This window comes from Luteibacter sp. KNZ12-1A (assembly GCF_056755675.1).
The window spans coordinates 1-11,619 of record NZ_JBPGXU010000116.1 but is presented as its reverse complement, the minus strand read 5'-3'; the positions used below and the strand labels follow the sequence as shown (position 1 = coordinate 11,619).

Annotated in this window: 7 protein-coding genes; 3 read left to right on the top strand and 4 right to left on the bottom strand. The window is 65.3% G+C overall.

Going from position 1 to position 11,619, the window contains the following annotated elements; genetic code table 11:
• From ACR9ZJ_RS16980 to lgt, 4 genes are all read right to left on the bottom strand, one after another.
• The coding region (locus ACR9ZJ_RS16980; protein WP_481288410.1) for a Nudix family hydrolase at positions 1–822 on the bottom strand (822 nt) is incomplete at its 3' end.
• Entirely contained in the window at positions 822–1,310 is a 489-nt protein-coding gene (locus tag ACR9ZJ_RS16975) for a dihydrofolate reductase (RefSeq protein WP_371022071.1), read from the bottom strand. The genes ACR9ZJ_RS16975 and ACR9ZJ_RS16980, both read right to left, overlap by 1 nt.
• A 104-nt stretch (positions 1,311–1,414) precedes the next feature.
• Positions 1,415–2,209: a thymidylate synthase gene (locus ACR9ZJ_RS16970; protein WP_481281090.1), complete on the bottom strand. Its 795-nt coding sequence runs from the start codon at positions 2,207–2,209 to the stop codon at positions 1,415–1,417.
• A gap of 13 nt (positions 2,210–2,222) precedes the next feature.
• Entirely contained in the window at positions 2,223–3,050 is an 828-nt protein-coding gene (lgt, locus tag ACR9ZJ_RS16965; RefSeq protein ID WP_481281091.1) for a prolipoprotein diacylglyceryl transferase, read from the bottom strand.
• Positions 3,051–3,199: 149 nt separating this feature from the next.
• On the opposite strand from lgt, the gene ACR9ZJ_RS16960 reads away from it, so the two are divergent.
• The 3 genes from ACR9ZJ_RS16960 to ACR9ZJ_RS16950 all read left to right on the top strand — a co-directional run bounded on the left by ACR9ZJ_RS16960 (position 3,200) and on the right by ACR9ZJ_RS16950 (position 11,471).
• Complete coding sequence (locus tag ACR9ZJ_RS16960; RefSeq protein WP_481288409.1) at positions 3,200–5,179, top strand: alpha/beta hydrolase family protein; 1,980 nt, start codon at positions 3,200–3,202, stop codon at positions 5,177–5,179.
• A 114-nt stretch (positions 5,180–5,293) separates the two neighbouring features.
• Positions 5,294–8,173, top strand: coding sequence for a TonB-dependent receptor domain-containing protein (locus tag ACR9ZJ_RS16955; RefSeq protein ID WP_481288408.1), 2,880 nt, complete (start codon positions 5,294–5,296; stop codon positions 8,171–8,173).
• Positions 8,174–8,450: 277 nt separating this feature from the next.
• Positions 8,451–11,471, top strand: a complete 3,021-nt coding sequence (locus ACR9ZJ_RS16950) for a TonB-dependent receptor (protein WP_481281094.1) — start codon at positions 8,451–8,453, stop codon at positions 11,469–11,471.
• The last annotated feature ends 148 nt before the right edge of the window (positions 11,472–11,619 follow it).

Here is an 11,619-nt window from a genome sequence, read left to right as displayed (position 1 = left end):
GGCCAGTTTCGCGAAACGTGGCCACCCCAGCGGCTCGGCATCGGGGTGGCTTGCCGTCGGCAGGACGGGCGACAGGGTCGCGAAATCGCAACCGAGCCGCGAGGCGAGCGCAAGTTCTTCCGCATCGTGGCAAGAGGCGCCGACGACATGGGCCGGTGGGAGCGGTCGCGCCGTCAGGTCGCGCAGTTGCGCTGCGGCCAGATGCACCCCCGCGCCAGCACCCAACGACAACGCGCCTTCGATATCGCGGTTGAGAAGCAGATGCGCTCCGAAACGCCGCGCATGGGGTAATACGCGTGACGCCACCGCGCGCACGACCTCGACAGGCTGTGCGGGAAGGCGCAGCTGCAAGAGCCGCTCGCCGCGGTCCAGGGCCGCGAGCAATCCGGCGACGGCCTCGTCCGGCGTCGCCAGGGCCGCGGTGATCGGGTAGCGCCCCGGCAGGCGAGCCGCGGCGAGGATCGGCCGGTCGGCCGGGGCGAGGATGGCCGGATCGATCGCCCAGGGCTCATGCCACGCGATAGCCGCCGCGTCGAGCGCCTTCGGTTCGCCGTTCCAGGCACGGACGACCATCGCTTCCAGCACCATCTGGCGCGTCCCGTAGTTCCACGGCACGCGGATCAACGCTTCGAACGAATGCGGATCGACGACGATCCCCAGTTCTTCGTCGAGCTCGCGCTCCAGCGCCGCCGCGGCGACCTCACCCGGTTCGAGTTTCCCGCCGGGAAACTCCCACAGGCCCGCCAGGTGCTTGCCCGGCGGCCGCTGGGCGATGAGGATACGGCCGCGGTCGTCGACGAGGACGCCGGCGACGACGTGCATCAAACGTTCCGGACGTATTCGACCATGTCGAACGGATGCGGATGTTCCTTGTCGGCCGCGTGGTGCACGCGCGACACCTCGGTCCACTCCTTGAAATCGATCCCGGGAAAGAAGACGTCCGCGCCTTCCACGGCCGCGTAGACCCACGTGAGGTAAAGGCTGCGCGCGTACGGCAGCGCCTCGCGGAATACTTCGCCGCCACCGATCACCATGAGGCCGGTGTGGCCGCAGCTGGCCTGGGCCTCGGTCACCGAGCGCACCGTGATCTGCCCCGGAAAAGGCGCCACGCCCTTGCGCGAGAGCACGTAGTTCACCCTGCCCGGCAGCGCCCGGCCGATCGACTCGGCGGTCTTGCGGCCCATCAGTACCGACTTGTCCATCGTCAGGCGCTTGAAGTACTTCAGGTCGTCGGGAAGGTGCCAGGGAAGTCCTCCCTGCTTGCCGATGGCAAAGTTTTCATCGAGCGCGGCAACCAGGTGAACGGCCATGAAACTTCCTTCGCGAGTCAAAGACGGAAATGGTCGGGCCTGCGGCCCGTGCGCAGCGGATAGTAGTCCTCCGCGGGTTGCGGTGGAACTAACGGCCGTTTGACTTACACCGCCACGGGCGCCTTGATCGCCGGGTGCGGGTCGTAGCCGGCGATCGCGATGTCTTCGAAGCGGAAGTCGAAGAGGGAGCGCACGTCGGGGTTCAGCACCAGTTTCGGCAAGGGCCTCGGTTCGCGCGTGAGCTGCTTCGTCGCTTGTTCGACGTGGTTCGAGTATAGGTGCGCATCACCCAGGGTATGTATGAAATCCCCCGGTTCCAGGCCCGTCACCTGCGCGACCATGTGCGTCAGCAGGGCATAGCTGGCGATGTTGAACGGGACGCCGAGGAAGATGTCGCCCGAACGCTGGTACAGCTGGCACGACAGCTTCCCGTTCGCGACGTAGAACTGGAACATCGTATGGCACGGCATCAGCGCCATTTTCGGCAACTCGCCGACGTTCCATGCCGAGACGATCAGCCGACGGGAATCCGGATTGCGCTTGATCTCGTCCACCACCCAGGCGATCTGGTCGACGGTCCTGCCGTCGGGGGTGGGCCATGCACGCCATTGGGCTCCATAGACGGGGCCGAGGTCGCCTTTCGCGTCGGCCCATTCGTCCCAGATGCTGACGCCGTGCTCTTTCAGGTAAGCCGTGTTGGTATCGCCCTGCAGGAACCAGATCAGTTCGTGGACGATCGATTTCAGGTGCAACTTCTTGGTCGTGACCAGCGGGAAGCCCTTCGAGAGGTCGTAGCGCATCTGCCAGCCGAACACGCTGCGCGTGCCGGTGCCGGTGCGGTCGGATTTCTCGGCGCCGTGCTCTAGGACGTGACGAAGGAGATCGAGATAGGGCTGCATGGCGAGGACGATATCAGCTGGCGTTGACGGGCGTGATCCCCACCGGCGCGTAGGGCGCGCGGCGCGAGAGCAGCAACAGGAAGATGCCCACGGCGATCAGTGGCAACGACAGGATCTGGCCCATCGTGAGCCAGCCGAAGGCGATGTAGCCCAACTGCGCGTCGGGCACGCGGACGAATTCCACGGCGAAGCGGAAGCAGCCGTACAGCAGCCCGAACAGGCCCGATACCGCGTAGCGCGGACGCGGCTTCATCGAGAACAGCCACAGTACGGTGAACATCACGACGCCTTCGAGCGCGAACTCGTAGAGCGGATTCGGATGCCGGGGCAAGGCGTCGGGTGCGTTCGGAAAGATCATGCCGATCGGCAGGTCGGTCGGCTTGCCCCAGAGCTCGCCATTGATGAAGTTGCCCAGGCGGCCGAGCCCTAGGCCGACCGGCACCAGCGGTGCCACGAAATCCACGGTGTCGAAGAACTTCACGCCGTTGCGGCGCGACCACCACAAGCCTGCCACCAGGACGCCGAGCAGGCCGCCGTGGAAGGACATGCCGCCGTCCCAGATGCGGAAGATCGCCAGCGGGTCGGTCCAGATCCAGTTGATCGCCGTGTAGAACAACATGTAACCGACCCGGCCACCGATCACCACGCCCATCATCGCGTAGAACATGAGGTCGCCGAAGCGATCCGCGTTCACCGGCAGGCGGCCCTGGCGGCGGCGGTACTCACCCAGCGCCCATCCGCCGAGGAACCCGCCCAGGTACATCAGGCCATACCAATGGACATGGACAGGACCCAGGGAGAACGCGACGGGGTCGATTTTTACGATGAACGGAGTGGCCATGGGGTGCCCGGATCGAAAGCAGCGCCAAGTGTAACGCCCCGCCACGACCGAAGGTCGGCTTGCCGTCGAGCCACCGATCGGCTATATCCGCCATCGGAGGCCGTCCGGGGGGACGGCACGATACGGATCCATCGAACCTGGGGGAATTCATGACGTACCGCTTCGTGCGGCCCATCGTGGCCGCGCTTTGTCTTGCCTCGGCCACCGCCGCGGCCGCCGACCTCATCCCGGTCAGCGACTTCGCCCGGCGCATGCCGCTGACCAGTCCGCGCCTGTCCCCGGACGGGCAATATGTCTCCCTCGCCTACCACGATCCCGACGGCAAGAACCATGGCCTGGCGATCTACCGCGTGGGCGACATGAGCAAGCCCGCCACCCTGATCCGCATGCCGCCGTACGAGATGCCGGCCGACATGATCTGGACCAGCCCCACCCGCCTCGTGGTGGCGCGCGGCAAGGTCGACGGCTCGATCGGCGCCGCGTCGTACACCGGCGAGCTGATGGCGATCGACGTCGACGGCAAGAACCCCGATTATCTCTACGGTTTCGAGGCCTACGGCAAGCGTGCCGCCACTCGCGCGCTCGACCGCGGCTGGGGCACGATCGAGGGCGCTCCGGTACAGAGCAACGGCCACTTCTACATGCGCGCGACCGCATGGGCCGACCAGGACCGCAGCACGCTCTACGACGTCGACGCCAAGACCAGCGCGCGCAGGCAGATGGCCGACATCGGCATCGGCCGCATGAGCTTCATGATCGCGCCGGATGGTACGCCCCGCTTCGCCTTCGGTACCGACGATGATTTCAAGTGGGTGGTGTTCCACCGCGACGGCAGTGGCTGGACCAAGCTGCAGGCGAGTGAAGAACGCCAGAACTTCACCCCGGTAGCCACCGTCGCCGGGAACGGCAACCGCATCTACGCGGTCTTCAGCCCGGGTGGCAAGGGTGGCGAGTTCGTCGAGCAGGACGAGGACGGCGGCAATCTGCGCGTGATCCGCAAGGACGACTTCAGCGAGGTCGCCTCGTCGGGCCTGTGGACACCGGCACCGCTGCGTCCCTTCGGCACCGTCGCGACGACCGGCGTGCCCCAGGCCACGTACATCGATCCGCAGGCGCCGATCTCGAAGCTGCACATGGCCTTGTCGCAGAAATTCCCCGGCAATTTCCTCAGCTTCGTCGACTTCAGCGAAGACGGTAGCCAGCTGATGTTCAAGGTGGCCAGCGATCGCGAGCCGGGCCGCTACATGCTCATCGACACGAAAACCTACAAGGTGAGCAAGCTGTTCGACGCACGGCCCTGGATCGATCCCAAGCAGATGGCCGAACGCCGGCCCATGCGCTTCAAGGCCAGCGACGGCATGGAACTGGAAGCGATCCTCACCTTCCCCAAGGGCAGGAGCGAAGCCAACCTGCCGATGGTGCTCGTTCCCCATGGCGGCCCGCACGGCATTTCCGACGAATGGTTCTTCGACGACGACGCGCAGTTCCTGGCCAACCGCGGCTACCTCGTGTTGCAGGTGAACTACCGCGGTTCGGGCGGGCGCGGCAGCAAGTTCGAGCAAGCCGGTTACCTGAAGTGGGGAACCCGCATCCAGGAAGACCTCATCGATGGCGTGAAATGGGCGATCGCCGAGAATTTCGCCGATCCCGCCCGCGTCTGTGTCTTCGGCGCCAGCTTCGGCGGCTACGCGGCGATGATGACCACCGTGCGCGCACCGGGCATGTTCAAGTGCGCGGTGGGTTATGACGGCATCTACGATCTCGACATGATGTACAACAAGGGCGACATCAAGGACAGGAAGTCGGGCCGCAGCTATCTCACCACGGTCATCGGCAAGGACCAGGCGGACCTCGCGGCGAATTCGCCCACGCACCTCGCCGACAAGATCGGCGTTCCCGTCTTCCTGGTTCACGGCGAGGACGATGAACGTGCTCCCTTCGCCCAGTTCAAGGCGATGCGCGCCGCGCTCGACGCCGCGCACAAGCCCTATGAAACGCTGACCAAGCCAGACGAACGGCATGGCTTCGTGAAGCCGGAGAATATCGAGGAGTTCTATAACCGCCTGCAGGCGTTCCTCGAGAAGAATATCGGCGGCGGACAAGCACCGGCGGCCCCCGCCGCGCCATAAACGATTCGGCCCTCCCGTTGCTTCCGGCGGTTGCGCCCGCCATACCCCAGGCGTTATGGTCGCGAGATCGTCGCGCCCGGATGGGGTATGGCGGGGCTTGGGAGGTTACGGGGTATGCACGTCAGCTCGGAGCACCGGCGCCATGTCGCGCTGCGACGCATGGTGCTCGCGACCTCACTCCTGGCTGCCCTGCCCCTCGCCACCGCCCGGGCGCAGCAAACGGCGCCCTCGTCCGCCGAGATGCTGGCTCCGGTCAATGTCACGATCACCGGCTCTCGCATCCGCGGAACCGACGTGGAAACGGCCCAGCCCGTCTTCACGATGGACCGCCAGGCCATCCGCGCCACGGGCCTCACCAGCCTGGGCGACATCGTCGCCCGCATGCCGTCCGCCTCCATGCCGGAGGTCACGCCGCAGGATACGTTGTCCTCCAGCAATGACGCCGGAGGCCGCTATGCCAACCTGCGCAACCTGGGCGCGGTGCGCACGCTGGTCCTGGTGAACGGGCGCCGCTGGACCACCAGCCTGGGTGGCCTGACCGACCTCTCGACCATCCCCGTCTCGATCGTCGAACGCATCGAAGTGCTCAAGGATGGCGCGTCGTCCATCTACGGATCGGACGCCATCGGCGGCGTGGTGAACATCATCACCACGGATCGGTTCGAAGGCGCGTCCGCCGACGTCTTCTACGGCGTGAATGGCAAGGGCGATGGTGCCCAGAAAAATGGCGCGTTCACCTGGGGCAAGAGCAACGAACGCGCATCGATCATCCTCGGCGCGAGCTACGAGGATGGCGACACCTTGCGCGACAGCAAGCGCCCGACCACCCGCAGCGCCTACGGCCCGCGGCATGCGGACGATGGTTTCGGCATGGGACCCTACGGCGGCGTGGTCGATCCACGTGCTCCGGCCGATCGTTACGTCATCGACCATGCCGGCGGCGTGGTGGGCGATACGGCGGACTTCGCCAACTACCATCCGTACAATGTCGCCAGCAACACGGACAAGTACTCCACCGCCCAGGACATGACCTTCCGCGCCGGCAGCAAGTTGCGCAACCTGTTCGGCACGGGCCGCTACAACCTCACCGACGATATCGCCCTGCGTGGCATGGCCAGCTATGGCGTGCGCGATACGCGCAGCCAGGCCGCCGGCTATCCGCTGGAGAGCGGCGCGGGACGGCAGCAAGGGTTGTTCATCGATCCGGCGAACGCGTACAACCCCTTCCCCGGCTATGCCACGCCGTTCTTCCGGCGCACCACCGAGCTTCCGCGCATGATCTGGGCCAAGAGCAAGACCCTGCATGCGGACGCCGGCGCGGAGGGAACGTTCCAGTGGATCGCCCATACCTGGAACTGGGACGTCACCTACGCCTATTCCGAGGCGCGGGCCAGCCGGACCACCAGCGGCAATATCAACCTGGTGAACGCGCGCAAGGCACTGGGGCCCACCACCACGATCGATGGGCAGACCGTCTGTGCCGACGCCGCCGATCGTGCCGCGGGGTGCGTGCCGTGGAACATCCTCGCCGGCCCGGGCGGCACGCCCGGCACGGTGTGGAACTACGTGGCCTCCACCACCACCGCCCGCCAGGTCACCCGGACCAACGACCTGGTCGCCAACCTCACCGGTGGCCTGCTCGACCTGCCCGCCGGCACGCTTCGCGCCGCTGGAGGCGTGGAGCATCGGCGCGAGAACGGCCGCTACACGCCCGATCCCGCGGATTCCGCCGGCCTGACCACGCAACTCGCCAGCGATCCCACGGATGGCGGCTACATCGTCAACGAGGCGTATCTCGAATTCGACGTTCCCCTGCTCGCCGACCTGCCACTGGCGCGCGAACTCGCGGTGAACGCGTCCACCCGCTATTCGCATTACTCCGCGTTCGGCGGTCGCACCAACAACAAGTACAGTTTCCGCTGGAAGCCGTTCGACGACCTCCTGTTGCGCGGTACCTATGCCCAGGGTTTCCGGGCACCCACCGTGGCGGATCTCTATGCCGGATCGAGCGAGAGCTTCGAGAGCTTCCTCGACCCCTGCGACAGCGCCTTCGGTGCCTCGGCCACCGATGCCGCCGTACGCGCGCGCTGTGGCGCAGCGGGCGTGCCCGCAAACTACCGGCAGATCGACCAGTCCGGCGCGCAGATCGGTTCGACGACCGGTGGACAAAGCCAGACCGCCTTCCGCACAGGCGCCAATCCCGCCCTGAAGCCGGAATCGTCGATCACGCGGACGGCCGGTCTTGTCTACAGCCCGGGCTATGTCGACGGGCTCGACATCACGCTCGACTACTACAAGATCGACATCAGCGATGTCATCACGCCCATCCTCGCGGGCGACATCCTCGATTTCTGCTACGTGCGCAACGATCCCACCTGGTGCGGGCGCTTCACGCGCGCCGCCGACGGCCACGTCGCCGCGCTCGACGAAAGCCTTGCCAACCTCGGCACGTTGCGCACCGAAGGCTACGACCTCGGCCTGCACTATCGATTCCCTGAAACCCGCTACGGCGAGTTCACGCTGCTCTCGGACAGCACCTATCTGAAGGATTACACGCAGGTCAGCAGCCCTGGCGCCGCGCCGCGTCATCTTGCCGGCTACATGAGCGGCGTGCAGGGACTCTACCGCGTGCGTTCGAACCTTTCGCTGGACTGGTCGTGGCGCCGTTTCGGCGCCACATGGACGACACGGTATTTTTCCGGATTGAAGGATTCATGCTGGTCGACGGACGTGGAATGCAACCGTCCCGGCGAACTCAACGCGTTTACCGGCGTCACCGGCGTCAGCCGGAAGGGCGGCGTCGCTTTCCACGATTTCCAGCTTCGCTGGCAGGCGCCGTGGAACGGCAATATCCGGCTGGGCGTGAACAACGTGTTCGGTCGCAAGGGGCCGTTCTACTACAACGTGTCCAGCGCTGGCGGCGGCAGCCCGCCCTACAACCCCGCATTCGACATCGACCGCTACTTCTACCTGGGTTACCAGCAGAAGTTCTGAGCGCCGGCATGCGTCAGCATGCCGCACGCAGGAACTTCCTTACTTCGCACGATCCAGTGCATTTCCGCAGGCCTGGATAGGAATCGGTCTCAAACTCTTGCAGTAGCATGACCCTCGCGTTATGTTCGCGTTACGTCGCATGGCGCCTTTGGGTTGGCGCGACGTGAGTGTCCCCACACTCCAAACCCTGTTTACCCCCACAAACGAGTGCCGTTAGCGGCGCTACTACAAGCTGTTCAGCCTTGCCGCAAAGCAGGGCCAGGGAGACTTTGACCTCATGACAAGCACCACCCTGTTCGCGCGCTCTCGCGTGTTCAAGCGCACTGCGCTCGTCTCGGCACTTGGCGCCTGCCTGCTGGCCGGCACCGCCTATGCGCAGAGCACCGTCGGCGACATCTACGGCAGCGCCGCCGCCTCGCAGACCATCCAGATCCAGAACCTCGGCTCGGGCGCCTCGCGCACCGTCACCGTCGGCGAAGACGGCCGCTACCGCGCCTCGTCGCTGCCGATCGGCAGCTACCGCATCAACGTGCAGCAGAACGGCCAGACCGTTTCCACCCGCGACATCAACGTCGTCGCCGGCCAGTCCGCACAGGTGAACTTCGCCGCGCCGGCCACGTCCGACGCCAGCGCGCAGGCACTCGACACCGTCACCGTGTCGGCCAACGCCCTCGCCGCGATCGACGTCGCTTCCGTCGAGTCGCGCACCAGCTTCACCGCCGACCAGCTCAACAGCCTGCCCGTGCCGCGCAACGTCGTCGACGTCGCCGCGCTCACCCCGGGCACGGTCAAGGGCGATTCCGCCTTTGGCAACCTGCCGTCGTTCGGTGGCGCCTCGGTCGCCGAGAACAGCTACTACGTCAACGGCTTCAACGTCACCAACCTCTACAACAACCTGTCGTTCTCGGAAGTGCCGTTCCAGGCCATCCAGCAGCTCGACGTGCAGACCGGCGGCTACGGCGCACAGTACGGTTTCTCCACCGGTGGCGTGACCTCGGTGATCACCAAGCGCGGCACCAACGAGTGGAAGGGTGGCGCGAGCTGGGTCTACACCCCGGCCTGGGGTCGTGAGCAGCAGCCGACCACGTACACCAAGGACGGCAACCTCTACCGCACCTACCAGAAGAACAGCGACAACGACAACGTCTACTCGGCGTGGCTCGGTGGCGCGCTGGTGAAGGACAAGCTGTTCTTCTACGGCATCTTCCAGTCGCATCGCGAGACCGAGACCGCCTACCCGGGCGCCACCAGCTCGGCCGCCGCGCAGCGCAACACCTACAGCGATCCGTTCTACCTGATCAAGCTGGACTGGAACATCAACGATTCGAACATCCTCGAGTGGACGGGGATGAACAACACGAAGCACACGACGAATCGTTACTACAATTCCGAGATCGACGGCGAAGGCAAGCCCTTCACCGACGACTACCTCGGCCGTCGCCATGTGAAGACCGGCGGCGACGTCAACATCTTCAAGTACACCAGCTACCTCACCGACGACCTGACCCTGTCCGCCCAGTGGGGCAAGATGAAGAGCAAGAACTCTTCGGACTATGTCAGCGCGGACGGCACCGTCACCAAGTACAACGGTGACATCAACGGCGCCAACTCCGGTTGCCCGTACGTGATCGACCGTCGCTCCAGCACGCTCAGCGGTGTGACCGACCCGGTCCATTCGTGCTACCTGGCCAGCACCATCGACCGCTTCAACGGCGAAGACCAGCGCACGGCCTACCGCGTCGACCTCGACTGGAAGATCGGCGACCACGACATCGCCGGCGGTTATTCGCGTGAGAAGTGGAAGTCCGACGCCGGCCAGAGCTACGCCGGTGGCGCGCTGTACTACTACCGCACGAATGCCGCGGGCACCGATTACGTGTCGCAGTACAACTACCGCACGGGCGGTTCGGTCGCGATCGACCAGAAGTCCTGGTACCTGCAGGACAACTGGCAGGTGACCGACAAGTTCCTCGCCTACATCGGCGTGCGCAACGATTCGTTCAACAACAAGAACGGCGCCGCCGAGAACTTCGTCCGCCAGGGCAACATCTGGCAGCCGCGCCTCGGGTTCTCGTGGGACCTGTTCGGCGACTCCACGACGAAGATCTTCGGTACGGCCGGCCGCTACTCGCTGCCGATCGCTGCGAACGTCGCCCTGCGCGCCGCGACCGCCTCGTACTACACGATCCAGAACTTCTCGTATTCGTCGATCGATCCGGTCACGGGCGTTCCGACCCTGGGCGCGCCGCTCAGCGGGCAGTCCATCGTGAACGGCGAGAACGGCAGCACGCCGGACCCGCGCTCGGTCGCCACCAAGGACCTCAAGCCGTACTCGCAGGATGAATTCATCCTCGGCTTCCAGCATCGCATCACCAGCGACAACGAGTTCCTCAACGACTGGGTCGTCGGCGCGAAGGCGACGTACCGCAAGCTCAACAACGCCATCGACGACACCTGCGACTGGCGTCCGTTCTATGCCTACGGCAAGTCCCTGGGCCTGGACATGGACGCCAATGGCGACCAGTTCACCCCGCCGGCGACCATGCCGGGCTGCTTCATCTACAATCCGGGCAGCAAGGTCAACATCGACGTCGACCTCGACGGCAGCGGTGTCCTGCGCAACGTGTCCATCCCGGGCACCGCGTTCGGCGAGAAGGCCAAGCGCACGTACGAAGCCGTCACGCTCTCGGCCGAGAAGGCGACCGACAAGTGGTACGTCAATGCGTCGTACACCTGGTCGAAGAACCGCGGCAACACCGAAGGCCTCGTGAAGTCGGACAACGGCCAGGACGACACCGGCACGACCAGCGCGTTCGACTATCCGGAACTGATGGTCGGCGCGACCGGCTACCTCCCGAACGATCGTCGCCACAGCTTCAAGATCTACGGCGGCTACAAGATCACGCCGGAATGGTCGGTCGGTGTGAACGGCTTGCTCGAATCGGGTCGTCCGACCAGCTGCTTCGGCGGCGGTGACGAGACGGTCGGCGGCATCCCGAGCTACAACTCCGAGTTCTTCTACTGCGAAGGCAAGATCTCGGGCCGTGGCCGTGCCAAGCGCCTGCCGTGGACCTGGTCGGTCAGCCCGAACGTCGTCTACACCCCGGCTTACGCCAAGGGCCTGACGGTTCAGCTCGACCTGATCAACGCGTTCAACAACGACAAGCCCACCGCGATCAGCGAAATCGCCGAGAACGGCGCCGACCAGACGTACTACAGCACGACCTACCGCGTGCCGACGTACTACCAGACGCCGCGCTACCTGCGTCTGATGGTGCAGTACGACTTCAGCCTGTAAGACCTGCCGAGCGTCGCTCCGGCGACGCGAACGCGAAAAGGGCCGCCCATCCGGGCGGCCCTTTTTTTGTGGGAGCCGACCTTGTCGGCGATCCCGTGATCCTCTGGTGGGAGCCGACCCTGTCGGCGATGGGTGCTTGCCTCTGGCT

Bases quoted from the DNA above. Each gene is read 5' to 3' on its own strand.
- ACR9ZJ_RS16975 (WP_371022071.1), bottom strand. From the start codon at position 1,310: ATGGCCGTTCACCTGGTTGCCGCGCTCGATGAAAACTTTGCCATCGGC.
- ACR9ZJ_RS16970 (WP_481281090.1), bottom strand. From the start codon at position 2,209: ATGCAGCCCTATCTCGATCTCCTTCGTCACGTCCTAGAGCACGGCGCC.
- lgt (WP_481281091.1), bottom strand. From the start codon at position 3,050: ATGGCCACTCCGTTCATCGTAAAAATCGACCCCGTCGCGTTCTCCCTG.
- ACR9ZJ_RS16960 (WP_481288409.1), top strand. From the start codon at position 3,200: ATGACGTACCGCTTCGTGCGGCCCATCGTGGCCGCGCTTTGTCTTGCC.
- ACR9ZJ_RS16955 (WP_481288408.1), top strand. From the start codon at position 5,294: ATGCACGTCAGCTCGGAGCACCGGCGCCATGTCGCGCTGCGACGCATG.
- ACR9ZJ_RS16950 (WP_481281094.1), top strand. From the start codon at position 8,451: ATGACAAGCACCACCCTGTTCGCGCGCTCTCGCGTGTTCAAGCGCACT.